This is a genomic window from Lactobacillus kalixensis DSM 16043 (genome assembly GCF_001434335.1).
Lineage (GTDB): Bacteria > Bacillota > Bacilli > Lactobacillales > Lactobacillaceae > Lactobacillus > Lactobacillus kalixensis.
In genome coordinates this window covers 1-24766 of sequence record NZ_AZFM01000021.1, presented here as the reverse complement: position 1 = coordinate 24766, position 24766 = coordinate 1, and the positions used below count along the sequence as shown (strand labels likewise).

Sequence of the window (24766 nt, the reverse complement as noted above, 5' to 3'; positions counted from 1 at the left end):
TTTTCCCAACAACAAATCTATTTTCACTCTCCGTCCCCTCAAAATGATAAAATATAGGTATATCTATAGAAAGCGTAATACACATGAAAACAAAGAAACTAATTTTAAGCCTATTAGCCAGCGGTGCTGTGTTAACCACCATGAGCATGGCTAACCCTGCCACCACCCAAGCGGCTACTATTTCTATGCCAACTCAAGGCACAAGTTATGTCCACCGCGGCAACACCTATCGTCTTCACTTGAAGGTCGCTGGACGCGTAACGATTACAACTAAGGCTCGCTACACTATCGTTAACTCTTTGGATTGGACAGCTGTTCCTTACCCGAGCAAAAAAGCTAACACTAAGGTTTACTACCTACGTGCCGGCAACTACCGCTTGACCACTAAAAGTGCAGCTTCAATCAAGACAAGCTATACTAAGATGTCTAAGTTGAAGAATTCATTAGACAGTTTTCCAAATAATACTGCCTATAATACACCAAACAAGATCTCATTGAACAAGACTTACTATGGCTTAAGCGACATGTTCCATTCAGATAAATTGAACGGCAAACATCAATATGTCTTCATCATTGATAAGCCTCAACAAGTAACTGTAAATATCTCATCAATGCCTATTTATCAATATGAAAAAGGCAATATCTACAGTAATACCTCTCCAGCAATGACTCCTGTTACTACCTACAGATATGCGCTTCCAACATATAAATTCCGTGGACCAGCAAACAATAAGCAATACAGTTGGTACTTGGATAAGGGAACATATATCTTCCAACCTAATGGTCCACGTGGGCGTTTTTCATTCAAATTAACTAGCCAAGATATTAGTGACAGCAGTGTCATTCCTAGCTCAAGCAAAATTACAAAAATCTCTGCTACTAACGATGGTATCAAGGTAGATTATGAAAAAGTTACTAACGCAGATGGCTATGAAGTCTATTGTGTGGGCAGTAATTGGGTAACCAGAAAGCCATTTTACTACAATGCCAATAGCTACTCCGGTATTAACACCACTTCGAAGACTTTACCAGATGCACTTAGTCAAACAATTAAGAAGGACCAATTGACTAACGGCACTACTTATAAGATCGCCGTTCGTGCTGCTAAGATGGTGAATGGCTCTTACGTTTACGGACCATTTACTGAACAAGATTACACTTATTACTCTAAGACTAGTGATCAAAAGACGCCTGCTGCACCAGAAATCAAGTTAAGTTACTATGATGATAATGGTAGCGATGAACCTTATATCAATATCGCCTGGGCAAAGAATGACAATATTAGTAGTTACGAAATTGCTTACCGTCTCAAGGGCACCAGCACTTGGACAACATTTATGTCTAAAGGTGTAACTGGTGATGAAATTACTGATTCTTCTAACAAGTCAGATGTCAACTACTTCCTTAAGGGTAAAACTTATGAAGTAAGAGTTCGCGCCTTGAACGGTAATTTGATCAGTCCTTGGTCAGACATCAAGAGCGTAACTGTTAACATCACCCCTGCTGGTAAATAATTGAATAAGTAACTATAAAAGAATTCTACTGAATCAGCTTTGGTTTAGTAGAATTTTTTTGTACAAAAAAGAGGCATGCATCATTTCAAACGAAAAACACATGCCTCGCTCATTACTTTGAGTAAACTCTATAAGACCATTTTCATGGTCGACATCATTCTGTCGATACTTGTATTATTACATATACAATATAACCATCAGTCCACCTTTAATATATTATAAACAAAAATTTTATCCCAAAAACTTATTGAGACTTCAAATAACATTTTTTGTAGTAAATTATATATTTACCACAATTATTTATTTACTACAGTTATATTTTCACTACAACTATTCTTTTACCAAAGTTTATTGATGATACCAAGTTAAGTTATGACTTTGCTTTTAAAAAATATCTTTTAACCTAACGACAATTTCCAATTCACCAAACAAAATAATGATATTAATCAAAGACTCTAAAGGTCCTATTCATAGGTCTTCCGGAGTCTTTTTTTGGTCAAATTTTTATTTTAAAAAAAGTTCTTGTGCATTTATGCGAACATATGTTAATCTATTTATGCAAACTAATGTTCAAAGAATCGAAGGAGTATAACTATGTCTTCACAAGCATTAATCGGTTTACTAGATAACGATACACAAAACATTAAGATGATGTTTTGCATCAATACGATACGGTTGCCGATGTAGCTGAAGCTTGCAAAAGTGGGAACTACATGACAGAAAAAGAAGCAATTGATTTACTAACTAAGCAAAAATGGACTTCACTATTATTTCCTTATGAAATTGAGGATGTACTCAGCGATAATTTCCGTTAAGTTTTCAAAATAGCGGTCATTCTGTCTCATCAATTTATCTGTTAAGTATACTTAACACTTTTTAGTTGAATAAGATAAAACGAATTATACCAATATGATCACAACAGAAAGGACAAATCACCTATGACAAAAAATTATCAAAAAATGTCAAAACATGACTATTGGGTAATTAACAAAAATCTAAATAACGACCATTTTGACTACCATCCAGAAAAATATCTAATGAAGCGAAATTTATATCTTCCTAACTGGAGAAAAAAGTTATACTGTTCTTTCAACAAGCGTGATACTAATAGACTAGCTAGAGCTTTAAGTCGAATTTCATCATTGACTTTACTACAAGCAAAATATGTCATTTGTGCATCAAAATGGTGGGAACATACATACTTTGTTACCAATATAATTAATCTATTTGATCCTGGACTTGCCAAGAAAATCGTAAAAGATTTAGATATATTGGATGATGGTGGTCCAACAAATGCAGCTAGAGTAAATTCACCCGAATACAGAAAAGCGTTGTCCTTGAAATTTTCTAGCGCCATGCGCAAAAAAATCGTTCATCCAAATGGTTCAATCACAATAGAGTTGGATACAGAGAATGAACCTGACATTTTGAAATCTACTCCTGAAGAAAAGGAAGTTTTTGATAAAGAAGTCAGAGAATACAAGGCTTTAATCGGACAAGAATTAGCTGATTTTTGTAGGAAACATAAAGAATGTCAGAGTTTTTTGATTTTGTATCTTCGAATTTGGTCACATAACTATATTCACTATAGTTACCATGCAGATTATCGAGTTGTCAGCCGAGAAATTATGAAAGCTGCAGATGATTTAAAAGCAAAAGATTTCCAGGCATTAGCCAAAGATTTTGAAAAATTCTATGGCTGGTGGGATTAATTTTTGAATTAAGAGCAAAAAAAGGAGGGGTGAGACAACCCTCCTTTTTAAACAATATAGATATAAATATAGATTAACGATATAACTTTTTATTCATAACGAGCACAAACGATTACGAATAAGGAAACATGAGCTGTTACAGCTCATCATCATGTTACTCTTAAGACTAAAGTTTTTTAAGAAATTTAATTAAGCTTAGCCTATTCATGTCAATGTAACACAGATTAGGCTAAAAATACCTAAATTGTGTAGATCAGTTTTTGATTGATCTTAATTTATAGACCTTTTCTATCTACCCTTCGGCACAAAACTCTTGCGCACTACCAACTCCGTATTGAGCAGCATCTCAACCGGCTGGCGCTTCGGATCCATAATATGATCAATTAGCAGCTGCATCGCAAGCTCCACCATCTTATCTTGATCCACATTGTAAGAAGAAAGCGGCGGCGACACAAAGTTTGCGACCTTACTGTTGTTGATACTTACAACCGCTATATCTTTTGGAACGTTAATCCCCTTTTCGTTAAAGGCTTGAAGCAAGCCTGCAGTCAAAGTATCTGATGCAGAGATAATTACATCGGGCAGTTTTACCTTATCATTCTTCATATCCTCCAGGAACTTCTTCCCTGAACGGTAACCTTCTTCAACACTGTATTGCTTAGCATAAACTATCTCGTAGTTATCTTCGATCTTATCAGCGAACTTCCACATGCATTCGTTAAAAGCAACGTTTCTAACGTCCCGCATGTGATTTAACTTTTCACTAATTCCAAGAAAACCAACTCGCTTATAGCCTGCTTCAACCACGCGATCAACTGCATCTTCAACAGTAAGTGCCAAGTTTGGCTTCACTGTATCGAACAATTTCGGCATCGGATTCGTATCGATGAACACGCCATTTGGTAAAACTTCGTGTAGTCGCTTCATCTCGAGAATTTCGGGTTTGTTAGTACCGATTGCAATGAAGCCTTGGAAGTTAGTCGCTTTTTTGATCAATTCAGAAATATCATGAAAAGTGTGAATCTCTAGCTTTTCACGCTTAGTAATTTCGTTAACCTTGTCCTTCAAGCTGGTGAAGTATTCGTCTTGAAGCTGTTCAGTATCATCATCGCGATAAAGCAGCGCAATAGTTGGCTTCAACTTCTTGCGTTCATGATTTTTCCAGTAACCTAATTGGTTGGCGATTTCTAAAATTTTATTTTTAGTATCTGCAGTAATCGACAGGTTAGTGTCATTATTTAGCAGCCGCGAAACAGTGGCTGGTGAGTAGCCTGCCTTTTCTGCAATTTCTTTGATTGTTGTCATAGTAATTTCTTTTCTAATTAATCTTAACTAAAGTATACAGTTAATTTAGCAAATTAGTAAAGAATTTACTAAAAGGATTAACAAAAAATTCTACAACTTACATTTCTTTGAAAGTAATTAACTTACAATCGATTTCTTTTGCTAGTTTTTGACATTCGTCAGTGAAACCAACTTTAGAAAATAGATAGTAATATTTTTTTGGATAATTAAACAGATTAGAATTGAAAATCAATTTTTCCAAAATATCTTTGCTAATCGGCTCATTGCGCCACTTGCATTCACCAAAAACACCAAACATTGGATTATCACTAGAAAAGCCCAAAATATCTAATTCAACTTGCTCTCTTGTTCGCTTATCTGCGCCCCACCAGTTACCTAAGTTAGTAAATGGCGTCCTTTCAACATCATAATGATTCCACAAATAATCTTGTGCCAACTTTTCAAAAGCAGGTCCCAAAAAATGGTTAAGGTTAGATTCGATCCCGTTCCAAGCAATATCAGTCATCCCCCGCTCAATCAAGGTTAATCTTGCTGGAACAAAACGGTACCAAAACCGAAACATTCCATCGTTAATCTGATAAATAGCTTTCTTACTTCGCTTATTTATTTCAGTAATCGGAACCTTTCTCTGAATAATTTCCAATTCACTCAAATTATCTAAATAGGATTTAATCGACGTAGCCGGGATCTTAGTTGTCATTGCAATGTCGTTGAGCCTTGAAGCACCGTTGGCAATTGCCGAAATAATGGAATTATAGTTTGCCAGCTCTCTTAATTCTTGCTTAAGCAAATTATTGGGTTCTTCAAATAAGCGACCATCTTTTTTTAGAAAACAGTCGATGATAGCTTCTTTAACGCTTCTTTTATTAGCAAAATAACTTAAATATTGTGGAATTCCACCGGAAATAGCATGAAGCGCAAACGCATCAGCTTTATCAACATTCGGTAGCATTTGCTGAGTTTCATTGAAAGAAAATGGCTCAAGCTTAAGTTGCAAAGTTCTCCTTCCATATAATGGACTTTGATAACCCAAGACTTGCTTCTCCATAAAGGACATTGAAGATCCACACAAGATCAAAAATAGTTTCGTGTTTTTAAATTGCTGGTCAATATGGGCTTGCAATAGTGAACTAAATCCTGGATAAGACTCTGCTAAATACGGGTATTCATCTATCACAAAGATAATTCTTTTTTTCTTTGACAGTTCAGCAACTCGGTCAAGCAATTGATCAAAGTTCTGGTATACCGGCCCAGAGTGGTTTTCAGAATTTTCAAAAAAGTTCAGCGCATTACTCATTCTGATCAAATTCGATTCCGCATTTTCCTGAGTTGCCGTATAAAAAATGCTGGGCCTATCTTTTGAAAAATGTGAGATCAACTCAGTTTTCCCAATACGGCGACGACCATAAATAATCGCGCATTCAAACTGATCTGATTGATAGTGCTCTGTTAGACTTTCAAGTTCTGTTTCTCTCCCGATAAACATCTTTATACCTTCTTTCTCACATATTATTATAATGTTTATAACCATAATCTTTTATAGTGAAATAAAAGCGGATGAATTATGTAGTGACACAACAGTTAAAGCACTTGATGCAATTAATATGAATTTCTTCCAGAATTTATTCTTCATTACTCTGTACTTCTTTTTCTTTTGATTTATTTACTTATAAGTATATTGGGATTAGGACAGATTAAAACTGTTAATTTAACATGGCGCTATGCACGTGGTGTACAGCATTCTGCTAACATAAGTTGAATTACAGTAATCATAATGCCTGTAATTGTGATTACTAAAGTATGATTACTGTAATTACGATTACTATAATTACGAAAATTCATTACACTAGCAGTATGAATTTGTTTACATTAAAAAAGAGATGAATGACTTCCATCTCTTCACGAACCTATTTATCTAACCCATGACTTTTGACGTTTTTATAAAATGATTTTACATTCTTCGTTTTTAAATCATTAATATCAACGTTTTCTAACTTTACTTCATGATCTAAATGATATTGAACTTCCTTAGGGCTAGGCAATGTAGCTACCATTCTCTCTAACGCCTTATCTTCTGCTTCATTATCCTTTGCTTTATAGTACCTCATTAAATTAATCATGAATTCAGCATGGTCAATATTATCGAATGGTAAAGTTAAGTATTCCTTGCTATTCCAAGTATTATAAGCAGCATTCGCTGCAATCAAAGCTGTTCTCTTGTTCCCATCTTGAAACGGTTGAAGTTTAGAAATTCGAGCAAATACTCTCCAAGCATCCTTGACGTTTTTATCAGAAGAATTGTATTCATTTACGATTTTATCCAAATCCTCTTCTGTAATATCACTAGGTGCAAAATATGCCCCTTCCGTTGAACCCTTAGGATCAAGTAGAATTACTACTGCATCGTTTGGATTACTATCTGAATTTCTTAAGTGCCCTGGTATCGTCGGGTCTTCTTCACTATGTGTGAAGCTTGTATTTATCTCAATAATACCCTTAGTTGAAAAGCCATATTTTTGAGCAGCTTCAATTCCATCTAAAGCATCTTTTAAAAGATCACCATCATGCTCTTCATGAGAAAGATTGGAAAGATTATGTAAATCCAACGCTCTTTTAGTTTGTAAAATCGTGCTACTATAACCGTTCATACTGCCAAAAGATACAATAAAATTTGCAAGATCCAAATTATTTTTATTCATAAAACTTCTCAGTACCTTTCATGCCATTTTATTATTTGTGCAAGTGCAAGCTGCTTTTTAAAGCGATCTTCATGTCCTTATTCAGTTGGATAATAATACTCATGTACAATCAAATTATCTGGCATAGTCTGCATATTAGTCAACTTATCAGCCGCGTCATGGACATACTGATAATTTTAACCGTATCTTTTTTAGTATGCTCAGCAATTACTCTAGCAAACGTAGTTTTACCAATACCTGGAGGGCCCTCATAAAACCATTGATAGAACTTGATCTTGATCGATCCTTTATCTTGTTCATTACTGAAGATTGATGCTTGTTTAATCTCATATAGACAACAAAACCCCAAAAGTATATCGCTTTTGAGGTTCTATTTATTTTAATGCAATTATTTATCCTTGTTTTCCTCTTTCTTACTTGTATCTTGAGAATATGCATCACTAGGATTAATATTACCCACGATAAATACCAAGTTGAGCAAGCCAGTAATAATATCGAGTAAGCGGCTAACAACTTGTGAATCAGGATTATTGCTTCTTAAAGTTGGTTGTAATTTTTCAAGCTTATCACGAGTTTCTTCAAGTTGCTTCATCTTACCTGAAGTTGCAAGCTCACTGCCACTTCCCAACGCACTCAACATTCTAGTAGCAAGTTGTGTACCGCTATCTTCAGCTTGTTGAGCTTTTTTAGACACACCAATAGTAAAGACCTGTGTCATCAAGTCGTTGTTGTCGAATCTTTGAACAAATCCATCATTATCGAAGTTGTTGAAGACAACTTTGTATCCCGCCTTCTTAATCACCTTCAATGGAATCTCAGTACTGTACAAATCATTAATACTTTCGCCAGGCTTACCTACTAAAGGACCGGATGAGGTCAATGAAGTACCATTGTGATCAATGTCAATAAAGTTAACAATCGCAACTTGATCGTGCAAGTTAGCTGCAGCGTTTTGAGCAGCGGTAGCTTCAGCTTCATTTACTTGATCTTCTGAAATTTCAGAGCCTTGTTCATCAACAGCGGTTGATTGAGGATCTCCAGCTATGTCAGTATCACTAGTTGGTTCACTTTCTTGAGCAACTTCTTCAGAAGCTGGAGAATCGTTTGCAGGTGCTGAAATATCATCACTTCGATCTTCAAATTCGTTGACATCAGTACGCTTAACAGTGTGGTAAATAACCTTTAAGTCTTCAGCTGGTGATTCTGGATCCGCAGTTTTATATTCACAATAATAACCTTCAACGTTAGGAATTTCCTCTTCACTCTTTGCTTTCGAAGAATCATCGGGATCTGTTGAGATACGTGGATGTTCAGCGCCTGGAATTTCATTACCATCTTCATCTACAGGAATAATTCTAGCATTTTCATGGTAATTAACAGTAACGTTTTGATCATCCTCTTGAACTGGTAAACCTTCAACTTCCTTAATATCAGTATGGAAGCCTTCAATAACTGGAACCTTCACATTATCAAATTTATTGATATTTGGCTGCCATTCAGAATCGAAGTAACTATCAGTAATAATTTCACCAGTTTTGGGAATAAAGGCAACTGTACGTGTCCAATGTGCAGTTTGCTTAACTGGTTTAGGCAAATGATCTTCATCAACCCCAGCAAAGTTTACTGTAAAAGTTGAATCCTTACTGTAGTAACTTGGATCAACCTTATCATTTGGATATTCTTCATTAACTGGCTGAGCTGAGTAATCCATCGTAATAATGAAGACAGGTTCATAAGAATCTGAATTACCAAAAAATTGAATATCTCCATTACCATTAAAACCGTTGTTAACTAAAGAAAATCCTTGACCCTTAAGTTTGTCAATCTCTTTTTGTGGATCATAATCAATTGGCATATTAGGTTGACCAGTCAGTGTGTCAACGTGAATTACCTTGTTATTATTAGTGTGATCAACATAGCGAATAATCGCAGTTTGAGTCAATTCTGAAGGTTGGTTGTTAATCTTAAAATCAACAACGTATTCTTTATCTTCATCAGTTGGTTTAACTGTTTCACCACCAACTACGGCTTTATTAGGCACAAAGCCTGGTAAAGTTGGCGTACCTACTTCCATAAAGGTTCTGGTGGCAGGAGTCCAACCTTTATCCTTAACAATTTCACCAGTAATCACATCAATTTCGTAAACATGACTAAAAACCACACGATTAACACTTGTTTCTGGAGTTCGACTAGCAGCACCGCGGTACTGAATTGTTTGCTTAATTTCTTTAGTTAACTTCGATTTAGTGTAACCATACCCTGGTTTATCAGCATCAACTGTCACATGCTTATGCTTAAAAGTAATATCATAGTGATCTACCCCATCTTCAAAAGCAGGGTTCTGATCTAAACTATTATCTACCAAAACATAACCTTTAGCTTCAAGACTTTGAATATCTTCAGATGGATCAAAATTTACTGGCGTATTTTTCTTTCCTGAAAATGTATCTGATGATCTGATAATACTGTTATCTTGGTCAAGATCGACATAATTAACAACAGCTTCTACTTTTTTTCCAAATATGCTCATTTATGTAACCTTCTATATACATATCTATTAAATCTCTACGTTATAAACAACAGGAATATTAATAGCTGGATTTACAGGTGTTATTGTCTTCACCGTTGCCTTATAGCCTTTAATATTCGGCACTGCTTGATCTGCTAATGCCTTACTTGCATCGTGAGGATCATTAGCAAATTGCCTGGACTCTGGTTTGTCCTTAGTGATTTCAATCAAATTACCGTCTAAGTCAACTGGAATTACGTTCGCCATCTTATGATAAGTAACTGTAATTTCAGGTCGCAAATCTGAATCATCTGGCATCACCGTTTTACCATGAATTGACTTGTCCTTGCAGTAATAAGTATCGATCACTGGAGCAGTGACAGTGGCAAAAGTATCAATTGACTTATCCCAACCATCACCTTGCTTCACAAAGGCGATAACTTCGATGTGATCTTTATGAAGTTTTTTACCATTTTCATCAACAAAATGAATGGTTTGGATGAAAGTTTTGGTTTCGCCATTAGATTGAACCTCAATTTCTTGCTTCTTGTTATTAGTTTTGGAAATTTTCACTTCAGGTTCAGGATTCTTATCTTTTTGAGTAGAAGTTGCTTCAATCTTTGGTTTTAAAACCTCTTTAGAAGATTGAATACTTTCATCTGTTTTATCGACTTCTTCAGGAGTTGGAGCATCGTCTTCAGAATCTTGCGGATTTTCTATCGGACTAGTTTCTTTCTCATCAGGTACCGGCTTGGGAACTTCAACTTCAAGCTCCTTCTTCGGTGTCTTCTCAGTAGCTTGCTCAACTTCTACTTCTTGAACTGCTTCTTTCTCTTTTGCAAGTTCAGTAACCTGTTCTTCGACTTTTTCAGGAATTTTTTCTTCCTGCTTGGCATATTGAACCTTAGAATCAACTGGTTTCAAAAGGTCTCCTAATTCCAAAGTTGGGCTTTGGGAACTTGAAGCATCAGTTGCAATCTTTTCATTTAAGTCATGATCTAGTCCACCAATTCCTAAACTTGCTAAAATGCCTTGCGCCTCATTAATCAGGCTCTGAGCATCATCGATATCTTTTTGCGTAAGTTTCTTAGATTCAGTTTGCTTAGTTTCGGAATCTTGTGCGGCTTTTTCTTCCTTTTCAAGATCTGACTCCAGTTCTTCACTCTTAAGCGGAGTAAAAATGACTGTCTTTTCTATATTTTGACTATTAACCTTAATACCGTCAATTTCTTTCTTATCAGCCTTAAAGCCATCAACTTCTGGTGTTTTAACTTCTGGATAAATATCGATATCCGGCTTAAAGTCAGTGTCATATTTTCCCTTAACCACTTCGCCAGTTACCGCATCAGCAGTAAGCGTTCTGGACCAAGTTGCTTTTTCAATTTTATTTTCTGGATCCTTCTTACCAGCGCCTTTATACTTCACTGTCAAAGTAGTGGTGTAGCTCAACTTATCAGAAGAAATATTGAAATTATCACAATTTTCAGAAGTTACTCGAACCAATTTATGAACCATTTCAACATTAAAGATTAAATCCTCATCTTCTAGTACACCAAGTTCAATATGGTCAATATCGCTAATTTTCATATCAACATTAGATGTGACATTGATCACCTTACTGAATCGATAACCACTATAGTTATAGATTTCAATCGATTGCTTTAAGTTGTCAAAAACGATGCGATCACCTTTTTGGCCTTGAATAGTTTGTTCAGTTAAAACAGCATCATCTTGGTCATGATCAACAATTCTTAGGGTCACTGTTAAAGTGTTAGGTGGTAATTTTACTTTTTCTGGCATAATTGCTTGAGAAACGACTGGGCGTTGATCAGTGCGTTTCTTAGTACCGGACTTGGATTTTGGATCATTAGAAATAGATTGATCACCGTCCTTCTTCTTTCTTTCCTTTAATTTTTCAGAATTCTTACTTACTTTATCTTTATCGGTGGTTGACGCTTTATCATTTGATTCGACTTTAGTAGCTGGTTGATCAGTTTGGCTTGAAGATTCAAGATTATCAGACTCAACAGAACTACTTATCGAAGATTCATTTACACTACTGTTTAAATCCGTTGCATCTTCATTTAAGCCAGAAGAAGCATTATTAGCAGCGCTAGTTACTCCATTTTGAGAAAGATCAGAATTCAAATCATTAGTTGATGGAGTTGTATTTGTTTGCGTTTCTTTTTCTTGCGGAGAAGTTTCAGGCTGATTTTTATTCCGCTTCATAAATTCAAAAATACTCGTTTTCTTCTGCTCTCTTTCTTTAGTCTGTGATTTTTTATTGCTAATTTTTGCTGAATAGCGCTCATAAGTTAATCTAGTATCTTGGCTTGGATCACTAGGTGGTATCACCAAATTACTATTTTCATCATAATTTTGACCTTTCTGAACGCGGTAATTTTTTATCTTAGGTGCAGGAGTTGCTACTGCCTTTTCAGGATCATTAGGATCGCGACTATATTCAGGATGAGGAACATTCGGAATTTCCTCACCATTATCGGTAACAGGAATAATATGACCAAACACAACTTGAACATCGCTAGAAGAAGTTTCTGCATCGTCAGCTTTGACTTGAACAGGCTGTGCATATCCTAATAGACTAATTCCAACTAATACCGAAGCCAAGCCCAACTTAAGCTTACGTAAAGAGTAATGTTCCCGTTCATTTGCTTTCTTGTCAGTAATTCTTAATCACTTCCTGCTTAAAAGATAAAATCTCTTATGTCTATAATATAATAAAAAAACTCTTAAGAATAGCGATATGGAAATAAAAAAGGCATACTTTCTCAAAAAAGTATGCTTTTTTCTTGTTATTTATCTGGATTATAAACAACTGGTGTATCTTGACCAGGACGTGATGGAGTTACAGTATTCTGAGTTGGAATAAAGCCTGCAACATGAGGAACACGTTCGTTAGGTACTACCTTAGTTGAATCATTGCTATCTGTTATATATTGTGGTTGTTCGGCCTTAGCAATTGGACGACCATTTGGATCTACTGGGATAATCCGACCATTTTCACGATAATGAACTTCATCAATTTCTTCTAAGTGCTCTGGAGTAACAGTTTTACCACCAACAATTCGTCTATCAGCATGATAGCCGGCAATCACAGGAGTCGTTACAGTACCAAACTGACGCTTATCTGCATTCCAGCCATTATCCTTGATAATTTTCCCAGTAACCTTATCAATGATTAAAGTGCGGTCAAATTCGGCTCTTTGTTCATCAGCTTGTGGAGTTTCACCATCTGCACCAGAATAGCGAATAATTTGACGTCCAATTCTAATCAAATCATCACGACCAGTACCAACAGGCCACTTTGGTCCTTGAACAAAGTTAGGATTAATAGGTTCACCGGGCTGACCTGGATTTTCTGGAGTAACGTTAACATGACCATGCGCCAAACCAATGACATAAGTTTGAGTACCATGATCTTCTTCATTATCGATTGAACGAGCAACAGTATCAGCGTTTAACCCGTTGTTAACAAAAGTATACCCACGGTCTTCTAAAGCCTTAAGTTGAACTACAAGCTTCTTGCTGTAAACAACCTTAGTATCAGTCGATGGATCTTCTGGATCAATCGTTTCTACTCTTGGTGAATAGCCAGTAATATCTGGAACTGGTCTATTTGGAAGAACTTGCGTCGCATCCTTCGGGTCAGTTTGGTAAGTTGGATGTGGTGCATCTGGAATTTCATTACCATCTTCATCAATTGGAATAATGCGGCCATTAGCAACATAAGTAACCAATTCGGCCAAGTTGTCAGTAGTAGCAATCTTACTTCTAACTAAGCGCTTATCGGCGTGGAAGCCTTTCAAAATTGGAGTAGTAACTTCATCGAATTTCTTCTTAGAAACTTCCCAATCAGTTTCATGCAAAATTTCTTTAGTTACACTGTCAACAGTAACAGTTCTGTTCTTTTTGATAATTTGACTATTATCGTTAGGTGTTAAGTCGCCTGCACCAACGTAATGAACAGTTGCGATAATGTCTTGTTGATATTCTGAAGAATCAATTCCGTTGAATGGGTGACCATCGTTGACATCTACATGGCTGTGACCCATTGAAACAATGTAAGTTTGGGTTGTCTTATCACTATTATCAAAGAATTGAACTTCTCCATTAGCGTTAAAACCATTATCAAGTAGTTTGTAACCTTGATTTTCCAAAAAGTTAATGGTTCCAGTTGGAACATAGTCAATCTTAGTGTATGGTGCCCCATTTAGTGCACCTGAGGTCGCAACTTCTTGGTTATGATCATCTACATCTAAAAATTGAACAATTGCTTCTTGCTCGTTTTGTGACGGTTCGTGGTTAACTTCATAATTTACAGTGTATTCGCGGTTAGGAGCATCTTTAGTGACTGTTTCACCACCGACATATGCTTCACTAGGCACATAACCTGCAACGTCTGGTGTTCCAATAACTTGGTAGCTCTTTTCTTCCCAGCCGTTGTCTTTAACTACCTTTTTCTCAACTTGGTCATAAATCAAGCTGCGGTTGATGATGATTTGACTCTGGTTATCGATTGGTGTTCTGGTTCCAGCACCTTGGTAGTGAACAGTTTGGGTGCCAACTTTTCTTAGAGCATCAACTGGAAATTCATTAGTTGGATGATCTACATCAATTGTTTGATAACTATGTCTAAAAGTGACAACAAAGTCATGCTCACCTTCCTCAATGCTTGGATCAAAGCCATTGCTGATGAGACGGTAGCCTTTTTGCTGTAAAGTTTGTATGATTTGATCAACGTTTAAATCTTCTAAGCGTAATTCTTCAAGGTGAGCCACGCTAGCATTACCGTAATCAAGATCAATAAAGTTAACAGTGAATGTCGTATTCGTGTTCGACGCTTCGTTCAAGTTACTCACAGTTAATCCTTCTCCTGCCTAAAGTTAGTTACTAATATTATAGCATTCCAAACTATCCTTATAAATGCTAAGAATTATATTTAATAGCGTTTTTTCACAAAAAATAGCGAGATTTCTGAGAATCTCGCCTGTTTGTTAGTTGTTTTTATTAATTTTAAGTCCAGCTAAACCAACCATCTTCAAATCATCTAATGAAATATCAATATCATCCGTTTCAGGCTTATTAGGAACCTTTGTATAAGTGATTTTTGTATCCTTCGTCGCTTCCAGTGGCATAATTGAATATTGGTTTGGATTCCAACCTACGATACCCGGTGCTTTTTGTGAAGCTAGCACCTTAGTTGGATCTTTTTCATCATTTTGATATTGAACTCCCTTTGCAATTGCTTTACCCTCAGCATCAACTGGAATAATCTTACCAACAGGGTAGTAAGTGAGCACAATATCTTGATCTGGATCTTCTGGCGTGACCTGCTTACCTACAGCTACTTTGGTTTTAACAACATATCCATTAATCACAGGTGCAACTATATCGTCGTAACGATCTTCTTTCTTATCCCATTTATCACTTGAACCGTTTTTAACAAAAGTAACTTCATGAGTAGCTGTGACCGGTTGTAAGTCAGTACCATTTTCAGAAACATAGTGAACAGTTTGGTGACCAGTAACCACTGTATCTTCCACCGGCTCAGTTTCTTGATTAACAGAAATCTCTTTCTCAATTGATTGATCATCTTGTTTCTTTTCATCAGAAGCTGAAGCAAAGGAAATTATATTTGACTTAGACTTAAGTGTTAAAGTAATGGTTTTATTTGCGCTATTTGCAGTAACAACTTCTGAAGAAACCACCCCGTTAGTGATATCAACATTCGCTTCACTACCTTTTTTGCCATAGCCAACCACTTCAAAATCTTCGCCGTTAAGTGGTTCTGTAGCTGCAAATTCAAATTGTTCCGGCGTCCAAGTGATAGCGCCGTCTTGATCTTTCACAGTGCCGTCTTCAGCTAAATTCACAAAATTACCAGTCACTAAATCAAGATTCGCTGCTCCCTTAAAGTGAACTTCTTGATGAATTGAATGAGCTAGCTCCTTGCCATCAGTACCAATATAGAAAATATCACGTGAGACTGTTTTACTCAATTCTTGCGGCTCATATAAATTGGGATATCTGAAGAGATTGTCTGGATTATCCGGTTCAATCGATCCGCCTGGTTCTCCAGGGTTATCAGCAGTCACCGAAACAACAACGTGGTTGAAGAAAAGCTCAACAGTTTTACCGTCTTCGTCTTTATCGAATACTATTAGTCCATCTTTGAAGCTTTCGCTATTAACTTGTCTATATCCTTGTCGTTCGTAGAAAGTAATTCTACTATCTTCATTTGTTTTGATATTGCTCGCGACCTTTCATGAGCTAGAAAGCTATCAGCTTCCGTAAGCGTCTATGTTAGAAAAATATAAATATATTTTTCTAGTCCTGTCCACATAATACCATGGAATAAGTATCTATAGGTAGAGAAAAATATCATCGACGCTAAAAAGAAAAACACGGTCCAGAAAATCCTGAACCGTATTTTTGAGAGAAATGTTTTCTATAATAAGATAGATAGTATTTTTAAAGTTTTAAATAATTCTCAGCGTCACGTAAGTCATCAATTGAAAGCTGACCTGGAGCAGATGTCTTACCAACTGCACCAAATGATAAACTTGAACCGAACACTTGACCAGCAACACGAGTCACCTTACCAATATCACCCATTGCCATAGTAATCAATGGATTGTCAATTTCTTCATTAACATTAGTAGTTGCAGTAAGTAAAGTTAAAACATCTTCTGCATTGTGAGGCATACATGCAAGTTTTGGCACATCAGCGCCAAGGTCTGCCATCTTCTTTAAGCGAAATTCAATGACATCTTTTGCAGGAACTTTTTCAAAATCATGATTACTCATAATTACGACAACATTGTAATTGTGAGCAGCTTCAACCAAAGTCTTCACGCGCTTTTCATCGTGGAAAAGCTCAATGTCAACAGCATCGCCTAACCGCTTTTCGATAACATCTTCAATCAAATCAAGATAGTCGTCTTCACTAAGTTCAAGCACGCCGCCTTCATTTTTAGTTCTAAAGGTTACCAAAATTGGCAATTCACCAACTACTTCACGTAATTTCTTAGCAGTAGTCACCAATTTTTCATGATCTTCAATTCCATTTTGGTAATAGTCGATACGCCATTCCATCAAATCTGGCTTAGCTGCTGCAATTTCCTTTGCGGCCGATAAAATTTCATCTTCATTTGTACCAACATTTGGTACGGCGATTTTAGGTAAGCCTTCACCTAAAACTATATTTCTAATTTTTACAGTTGCCATAATTTTACTCCTCGTATTATTTTCCGAGTTTACCAAATAACTTCTTATAACGAATTGCAATAATAACTGTATCGATAAAACCAATTAAAGCAATAATTACGTCTAGGAAGATCACGTTTCTCATATTACCAATCCAACCAATAAATAATGGAATAGTAAATGAAGCAATCGATCCTGCCGTGTAGAAGAAGCCAGTAACGGTTCCCTTACCTGCTGGGAAGAAGTCAGCCATAACAGTTAAGGCCAATTGCATTACACCTCCGGCTGCAAAGAAGCCAACCAAGAAAGCCAAGATTCCCATCAAAGCAGCACTAGTTGGGAACATCCACATAAGTAGAAGTGAAACAAATGCGCCTAAAGTGTATACAGGAACAAATTGAATTTCACTAATCTTTTTACCTAAAATAGCGGTAAGAAGAACACAGATAATTGAACCTAATGAGTACCATGATACTAATGAGTGAGCTGCGCCTTGCGACATATGACCAACTTGTTGACCATATTGAGTAAGCATTTGGCTTACCAAGTAGAAAGTTGCTTGTGAGATGTAACCGTAGATGATAAACAAAGTACCATCGATCCAAAGGTTGCTCTTAACATTTGAATCACTGTCCTTTTGTTCTTCAGCTTCACGCTTTTCATCTGCTTCTGCAGCAGCCTTTGAATTTGGAAAAGCACCGCCGAATAAGAAGTAAAGGAAGGTGATTACCAAGATAGCTGCTGGAATCAAGAATGACCAGCCGTACCACATACCAGCTGCTGCCAATCCACTAACAATGAATGGAAGAAGGAATTGACCTGCTGAAATGAACGCCTTCAAGATAACGTTAGAAGTACCTTTAGCATTTGGATAAATTTCCATCAAACCTGGGTAAGTACCAGTATCAAGGAAGGAGTTTGCCATCCCTGCCAAGATACCTAGGATATAGGCTACGATAGTATTAGGTGAAAACAAAATACCAATGAAGAAAATGAAGTATGTTGCAATACCTAATTGAACAAATGGCTTACGTCCAAACTTATCTGACAAAATACCAGAAATCAGAAGGTTTATAATTCTACCGATACCTAATGATGAAACAACGGCCAAAGCACCAGTAACTGTTGTACCCCATTGATGTGCCAAGGCGGTAGCATTTTGTGAAAGAATGATAACACCCATACCATGAACAAAGTAGTTAAAGTACAATGCTATCGCAGTTGGAGTATACTTATTTTTCATATTCTTTTCCTCCAAAAAACCTCCTGCAAGCATTACCATGCAAGAGGTTAATCGTCTTAATTCGAATTAATTACTTATTTTCGTCTTCAAACATAATTTCACGAATGTAATCTGTTGGCATATCCTTGCCAGTCCAAAGCTTAAATGCAGCGGCACCTTGTTCGATCATCATCCCAATACCGTCAAAGACGTGTTCAACCCCTGCTTCTTGAGCAACTTTCATCAATTTAGTAGTTCTTGGTGCGTAAACAGTATCATAGACAACCATATCTTTGTGGAACCATGATGGATCTGAGACCAAAGTTTCGTTTTCAAGTGGTTTCATACCAACACCGGTAGCGTCACAGTAAATATCTGATTCAGCAATAGCCTTCTTGAATGCATCTTGATCTGCTAAGTCAGTTAATGAAACTTTACAATCAGTATTTTCATGAATAGTCTTAACATTCTTTTCAGCTTGTTCCCACTTGTCATCCTTGATATTAAAAATCTTAATTTCCTTAATACCATCAAGAGCTGATTGAACCGCAATTGGAGTGGCTGCTCCACCAGCACCTGCCAAAGTCATAACTTTATCCTGATTTCGATTCCTTCATCTTTAAGTGCTTGAACAAAGCCAATTCCATCAGTAGTGTAACCAGTTAACACACCATTATCGTTTACGATAGTGTTAACAGCATCACACATCTTTGAAGCTGGAGATAATTTATCTAAGTATTTAATAACTTCCTTTTTGTTAGGCATTGAAACGTTTGAACCGCGCATATCTAAAGTACGGATTGCATTTACTGCGCCTTCTAGCTTATCGTTACCAATTTCAAAACAAAGATAAGCATAATTTAAACCTAATTTTGCGAAAGCGTTATTGTGCATTGTTGGTGACATTGAGTGACGAATTGGATATGCCATTAATCCGATCAAGTAAGTGTGACCATCAAGCCAACCAGTAATAGGACCATCTACACCTGTAATTTTATTAGTCATAATTTTCTCCTTTGTTAAATGTGCATTAGTTCTTAATTCACTTAAAATGATACCGCTTGCAATCAAACGAATAAATAAAGTAAAATTGCTTTATTAATAAAAAAATTTTATGATTTAGATAAAATCAAATTTTATTTTTATTGGGGTGTTATTTAGAATGAATTTGAAACATTTAGAGTTCTTTGTTTGTTTAGCAAAGACTGAGCATATGGCAAAAGCGGCCGAAATGCTAGGGATCTCACAGCCTTCCTTATCTTATGCGATCAATTCATTGGAAGATGAATTAGGCGTACCTTTATTTGAAAAAAGCGTCCGGAATATTAAGTTAACTAATTATGGCAAAATATATTTGCAATATGTTAAGAGAAGTTTGCATGAGCTTGAAAATGGTGAAAACTATATATCTGAACTGCTTGATGTGAATCGGGGCCATATTAATTTGGGTTTTACTTTTACAATGGGACAGGATTTGGTACCACGTTTAGTTTACGAATTTAATAAATATCCTCAAAACAAGTCTGTAAACTTTTCCTTTAATCAAGGAACCACTGCCGAATTACTTCAACAATTACTCGATGACAAGTTAGACCTAGTCTTTGCATCAGAACCACCAGCTGATTTACGACCAGAATTGAATGTTAAGCATTTAGTTGATCAAGAATTACTTGCTGCGGTACCACCTGAATCAATTTTGGCTAAAAGAGATGAAATTACACTTGAAGAATTAGCGAACGAACCGTTTATCCTATATGCAAAGAATAGTGGCTTAAGACAAAATATTGACACAATTTTTCAGAACGCCAATGTCACACCTAAAGTGCGGCTTGAAGCTACTGAAGATCACACCATCATTGGTTTTGTTCACTGGGGCTTTGGCGTAGCTTTGGTACCAAACTTGCCGCAACTAGCAAAAAATGAAGTTAAACTTTTGAAGATTAAAGAAATTAATGCTAAGCACCCACTGTTTGCGATTACGAAATCAAACCACTTCTTAACACCATCAATCAGTCATTTTCAAGATTTTATTCATGATTATTGTAAAAAGAATTATCTTCAAACTGATAAAACGATATAAGAAAAAGGCTTAGGATTCACTTCATTATTTGAGTTTTCCTAAGTCTTTTTATGTTTGAAATATTAAGCCGACACTTTGCCACAAAATTAAAAAAGATAATTAGTTTTTTGGACTAACGGCAATTAAGAATAGAGCTTCTGAATATTTTTCCATTACAGTTATGCTAGGAATTAATTCCTTATTTTCTATTTTAGCTAATTCCATTTTGCTTATTCCCATTTTTTCTGCAAGTTCTGTTTGAGAAATTCCTCGGAGTATTCTTTGTTGATGTAGAATTTCTATTCTTTCAATAATCTTTTTCCCTGAAATCATTAACTTTTGCTTCCTATTAGTCTAAATATTTTTGTATGTTAGGATCCACTTTTGATTTATAATTTTTTTCATGTCTTGGAGTGATACCCTGTACTCCATTTTTATAAGTCCAGTCTTTTACTTCACTCATATCACTTGAATAATAATAATCTGAAATTTTCTTTAGAAATATTGGATATTTATCTTCTGGTACTGCGATTAAACCCGCTCCATTTTCGATCATTAGTTTATTAGCTGCTAAAGTTGCTGAGCGTTTATTTCCATCCCAAAACATTTGTTGTCGCATATTATGGAACATTAAAGTTAATGCTTTATCAGTTGTTGAACGATTACTATTATTCAGATCCTTTAAGTACTTTTCTTCATTTTCTGCATTGATGTCTTCAGGTGGAACAAAATCACCACGATATGTTCCTACTAACCCATGTCCTGTTCTTAACTCACCAGGAAACAAAGCATCATCTCTTGCAACAATTTTATTAATATTTCTTTCAACTTGAAGAGAAAGTGGCTTATCTTCATTAATAATATATTGCCATCCTCTTTTAAGTTGAACAATTGTATTTATATCATCGACAGATACGCCATCTACTCCTAACCCGGCTACTATTGTTTCTGTTTGCGGTAGAGTTGTAGATAAACCTTCAAATCTACTATTAGCAAAAACCAATCGCGCCAGATTAGCTTTTGCATATCGTTTATTCTCATCCGGGGTTAAATGATATTTATCTTCAAATTTCATAAAATCACCTCATGGCTCGTCATTTTCAGTATATTTTAGTAAATCCCCAAATTCAATCTTACTGATTTCATTTCATGTTATTTCAGGCATCTTGGACATCGTGAAATTTCATCTTCAAAATGCTTTGTTATACTTTTTACAAAAGTTTCCGAACAAATGATCGTATTATTTATAACATATTTTACGAAAGAAAGTAAATAAAAAATTTAAAAAATAAGCTTCAGAAATCTTGAGAGTACAGTAAACACCATACAAAACTAATTTCCAAAGCCTATCTTTTTCTTTATCCTTTAATTTCGGGTTTAGTTATCGGTTGTATTTTTTCAAACAACGAAATAAGTAGCGAAACAACTACCGCAACGATTCCAATCACAATGTCACTAGCAAAGGCCGCTTCAATACTGAAGCTAGACAAATGGCCTGTAATGATCGGTACTGTGAATGAAGCAATCGCACCGAAGAAATAGAAAATCCCCGTTACAAAGCCACGATTGTTTGGATACAATCGCATGAAGGCAGTCAAAGCTGTCTGCATAACACCACTTGCTGCAGTGAAACCAAAGATAAAGCTAGCAATTTCTGAAATCAAAACATTTCTTGATAAAATCAATACAAGCATTGCTAAGGTCGCAAATACGTCCATTACAATCATAACTACAGTCTCTGAGATGTTACGTCCTAACAAGTAAAACAAGAGCATAACACCCGCAATTGAACCGATACTGTATAAAGACAACAAAAAGTGACTTTGAATCAGAGTAAAACCTGCAGTTTTATGACCAAAAAGTGTGATCCACTGAGTGTACCAGATCATTAACGCCATTGATAAATAGCCGTAAATAGCAAACAAAATTGAGGTTACTGCTTTAAGACCGAAGGATTTTTTGGACTTATTTTCTTCTTTCTTCACATTAACTCGCTTAGGATCGGGAAACTTAAGTGGTAAAAGTAAAATAGCGTTAATTAATAATAATGCTGCCATGATCATAAAGCTCCAACCAAACCAAGCATTAACACTTGCAAAAAAACTGACTAGAAGTGGAATAATAAATTCACCTAGTGACGCAACGGCTTTGATTAGAACATTATATCTACCATTCCCTTTTGCCATTTCAACAAAGGTGGTATAAGTCCCCGCATCAAGTGCAGAATTGGCCACCCCTGCTAGAATTGTGAAAAAATACGACAATGGAATCGATTTAGAAAAAGGGATTCCAACTGCAAAGGCAAAGTAGCAAGCCATCCCCAAATAAACGAAGAATTTTCTACTTAATTTATCTGAAAGATAGCCAGTAATCAAATATGCGATCAACCGTCCGATTCCCACACCAGAAATAACGTATGAAACTACTGATAAAGGCACATTCCATGCCTTCGTCAATTGAGACATATTCTGAGCAAGAATCAATAAACCAAAACCATGAACCACATAGTTCAGGTAAAGGCTAAATGATAATCGGTGTCGACTACTGATTGCCTTCATAGTAAAACCCCTAACCAAATAATTTTTTATTCTGAAGCTCCTGAAACTGCATCTGCTTCAATATTTTCTGATACTTGAATATTGAAATTAGCATTATCTGCTGCGCTAGTTCCTGCGACAAAACCTGAAGCGTATGACCAAGAATTCATCATACTTGGCATTGAATCATGACCATTTGCTCCACCAACAATCTCACCAGCTGCATAGAAGTTAGCAACCGGATCAATGTTAGTGTCAAGCAATTCCATCTTGTCATTAGTTTCATAGCCACCTAAAGTTGTAGCAAAGCGTTGTTTTTGTTCAATAATGTAGTAAGTGTCGCCTTCGTAAGCATGTAAAAATTTAGGATCCCTGCCGAATTCAGGATCATACTTTGCCTTAACATCATCAGCGTAATTATCCATCGTTTCTTTTAGGGTCTTATAGTTAATGCCAGCCTTGTCAGCGGCAGTTTTAAGATCACCCTTAACTAATACTGGACTCTTCTTACCTTCTAGGTCAAAGAAGCCTTGTACTTCTTCTTTAGTAAAGCCATACTTAAGCATTAATTCGTAGAAGCGATCCCACATCTTTTGATCCATTACGATGTAAGCCACTTTACCCTTTTGTTCACCGATAGCATCTCTAAAGTGAGTATAAGGAGCTGATTCATCAACAATTCTCTTACCATCTTGATTAACAAAAATAGCTCCCATATCGCTAACTTCTTTAGTTGAGTACGTAGTAAGCTTAGCAACACCTGGTTCTACTTCCAAGCCGTGTGGGTAAACCTTGTACCAGTCAAGATTACGAGTTACCAAGTTCATGTTCTTGGCAAAATCAAAGTAATCACCAGTCGAAGTCATTGGACCGTAGTACAAAACAGAAGTTTTGTGAGCTTCATAATCCTTAGCACCCCATCCCCCAGCTGCTAAAACTAATGACTTGAAGTTAACAGTTGTAGTTTGATGCTTACCTTCAGCAACTAAAGAAACTAACTTACCATCTTTGTCCTTATTCAACTTTTCAACGCGCGAATCGAGTAAAATTTGACCACCCTTTTCTTCAAATGCTTTAGCCACTTTAGTAACTAGTTCATATGAACTTTCACTTGGCATTTCGATTTGACGATCTACTGAGTGTTCAACTGTTTGCGTTTCGGCCTTTTGATACTTCAAGTCAGCAAAGTCGGTGATGAAGTCAACAGCTTTACCAATGTTATCTGCTAAAAGCTTAGACAGCATTAGATAGTTAGTGCCACGACATTCACGAGTAATGTCTTTCACTAATCTTACAGGTGAATCCTTTGCGGCTTCTTTACCAAAAATCTCTGCAGAAACTCTTGACCCAGTTCCAACAACGTTTGAACCATTTAAAATAGTAGCACCACCAATGTATCCGTTCTTTTCAAGAACTACGACTTTCTTTCCCATTGAAAGCGCACGCGCTGCTGCCATCAATCCTGCCATACCAGTACCGATAACGGCAACATCAACATTTAAAGTAATATCACGATGTTCACTGACATTAACAACTTTAGTTTGAATACCATTTTCTTCAAGTGCTTTCTTACCTGAGTCCAGCATTCCTTGCGTCATCAAGGAAGCACCTGAAACTGCATCAACATCAAAACTTTGATTTTTAATAACACTGTCCTTTAATTTTCCAAAAGCTTGATTAAAAATTGCAGGAGTTTCAGAACTCTTATTTACAATAATATCATCAATATGATTATCATCAACGCTAATTGTAAAGTCGATTTGTCCATTGCGTCCCTTTGCTTGAGCCTTAATTTCTTTTTTTGTCATCTTTGTTCCTCGCAATTTATTAAAAGTTTGTTTCCAATCTATTAAACCGCTTTCATTATAAAACATCGTACAAATTTAAAAAATAAATTTTTTATGCAATTTTAATAGAATGTTTTTATTCGCAAATTGCAATAATAAGTTGGACACTTTATGCAGCTTGATAGATGTTATCTA

17 protein-coding genes and 1 pseudogene are annotated in these 24766 nt (G+C 36.1%); 3 read left to right on the top strand and 15 right to left on the bottom strand.

Translation table 11 applies throughout. The annotated features are described in order from the left end of the window. Positions 1-83: 83 nt before the first annotated feature. Positions 84-1514, top strand: coding sequence for a fibronectin type III domain-containing protein (locus FC46_RS06770; RefSeq protein WP_057799105.1), 1431 nt, complete (start codon positions 84-86; stop codon positions 1512-1514). A 938-nt stretch (positions 1515-2452) separates the two neighbouring features. Beyond that, a complete protein-coding gene (locus FC46_RS06765) occupies positions 2453-3226 on the top strand; it encodes a hypothetical protein (RefSeq protein ID WP_057799103.1) in 774 nt (257 codons plus the stop codon). A gap of 288 nt (positions 3227-3514) precedes the next feature. On the opposite strand, the gene FC46_RS06760 is transcribed toward FC46_RS06765, so the two are convergent. The 11 genes and pseudogenes from FC46_RS06760 to FC46_RS10345 all read right to left on the bottom strand — a co-directional run bounded on the left by FC46_RS06760 (position 3515) and on the right by FC46_RS10345 (position 19193). Beyond that, positions 3515-4549 (bottom strand): LacI family DNA-binding transcriptional regulator, encoded by a 1035-nt coding sequence (locus tag FC46_RS06760; protein ID WP_338033563.1) that lies wholly within the window; start codon positions 4547-4549, stop codon positions 3515-3517. A gap of 79 nt (positions 4550-4628) precedes the next feature. Further along, positions 4629-6017: an ATP-binding protein gene (locus FC46_RS06755; protein WP_057799099.1), complete on the bottom strand. Its 1389-nt coding sequence runs from the start codon at positions 6015-6017 to the stop codon at positions 4629-4631. Between the two features lie 421 nt (positions 6018-6438). Then, entirely contained in the window at positions 6439-7230 is a 792-nt protein-coding gene (locus FC46_RS06750) for a Fic family protein (protein WP_057799097.1), read from the bottom strand. Positions 7231-7369: 139 nt separating this feature from the next. Continuing rightward, a complete protein-coding gene (locus FC46_RS10465) occupies positions 7370-7579 on the bottom strand; it encodes an AAA family ATPase (RefSeq protein WP_057799094.1) in 210 nt (69 codons plus the stop codon). Between the two features lie 39 nt (positions 7580-7618). Further along, positions 7619-9760 carry a mucin-binding protein gene (locus FC46_RS06740; protein WP_057799092.1) on the bottom strand — a complete coding sequence of 714 codons (2142 nt, stop codon included), beginning with the start codon at positions 9758-9760 and terminating at the stop codon, positions 7619-7621. A 27-nt stretch (positions 9761-9787) separates the two neighbouring features. Then, entirely contained in the window at positions 9788-12427 is a 2640-nt protein-coding gene (locus FC46_RS06735; protein WP_083478030.1) for a mucin-binding protein, read from the bottom strand. Between the two features lie 125 nt (positions 12428-12552). Next, positions 12553-14619 carry a mucin-binding protein gene (locus tag FC46_RS06730; RefSeq protein ID WP_057799087.1) on the bottom strand — a complete coding sequence of 689 codons (2067 nt, stop codon included), beginning with the start codon at positions 14617-14619 and terminating at the stop codon, positions 12553-12555. A gap of 135 nt (positions 14620-14754) precedes the next feature. Further along, a complete protein-coding gene (locus tag FC46_RS06725; protein WP_057799085.1) occupies positions 14755-15855 on the bottom strand; it encodes a mucin-binding protein in 1101 nt (366 codons plus the stop codon). Positions 15856-16231: 376 nt separating this feature from the next. After that, positions 16232-16987: a type I 3-dehydroquinate dehydratase gene (gene aroD, locus FC46_RS06720; RefSeq protein ID WP_057799083.1), complete on the bottom strand. Its 756-nt coding sequence runs from the start codon at positions 16985-16987 to the stop codon at positions 16232-16234. 16 nt (positions 16988-17003) lie between these two features. Beyond that, positions 17004-18209 (bottom strand): MFS transporter, encoded by a 1206-nt coding sequence (locus FC46_RS06715; RefSeq protein WP_057799081.1) that lies wholly within the window; start codon positions 18207-18209, stop codon positions 17004-17006. Between the two features lie 70 nt (positions 18210-18279). Continuing rightward, a pseudogene (locus FC46_RS10345) lies at positions 18280-19193 on the bottom strand (shikimate dehydrogenase). 157 nt (positions 19194-19350) lie between these two features. Here FC46_RS10345 and FC46_RS06705 point away from each other — a divergent pair. Continuing rightward, positions 19351-20268 carry a LysR family transcriptional regulator gene (locus tag FC46_RS06705; RefSeq protein WP_057799078.1) on the top strand — a complete coding sequence of 306 codons (918 nt, stop codon included), beginning with the start codon at positions 19351-19353 and terminating at the stop codon, positions 20266-20268. 99 nt (positions 20269-20367) lie between these two features. On the opposite strand, the gene FC46_RS06700 is transcribed toward FC46_RS06705, so the two are convergent. The 4 genes from FC46_RS06700 to FC46_RS06685 all read right to left on the bottom strand — a co-directional run bounded on the left by FC46_RS06700 (position 20368) and on the right by FC46_RS06685 (position 24592). Then, entirely contained in the window at positions 20368-20580 is a 213-nt protein-coding gene (locus FC46_RS06700) for a helix-turn-helix domain-containing protein (RefSeq protein WP_057799076.1), read from the bottom strand. Between the two features lie 16 nt (positions 20581-20596). Next, on the bottom strand, positions 20597-21322 hold the full coding sequence (locus FC46_RS06695; RefSeq protein WP_057799074.1) for a Fic family protein: 726 nt from the start codon (positions 21320-21322) through the stop codon (positions 20597-20599). 283 nt (positions 21323-21605) lie between these two features. Beyond that, on the bottom strand, positions 21606-22805 hold the full coding sequence (locus tag FC46_RS06690) for an MFS transporter (protein WP_057799072.1): 1200 nt from the start codon (positions 22803-22805) through the stop codon (positions 21606-21608). Positions 22806-22831: 26 nt separating this feature from the next. After that, positions 22832-24592, bottom strand: coding sequence for an FAD-dependent oxidoreductase (locus tag FC46_RS06685; protein WP_057799070.1), 1761 nt, complete (start codon positions 24590-24592; stop codon positions 22832-22834). Positions 24593-24766: the final 174 nt, after the last annotated feature.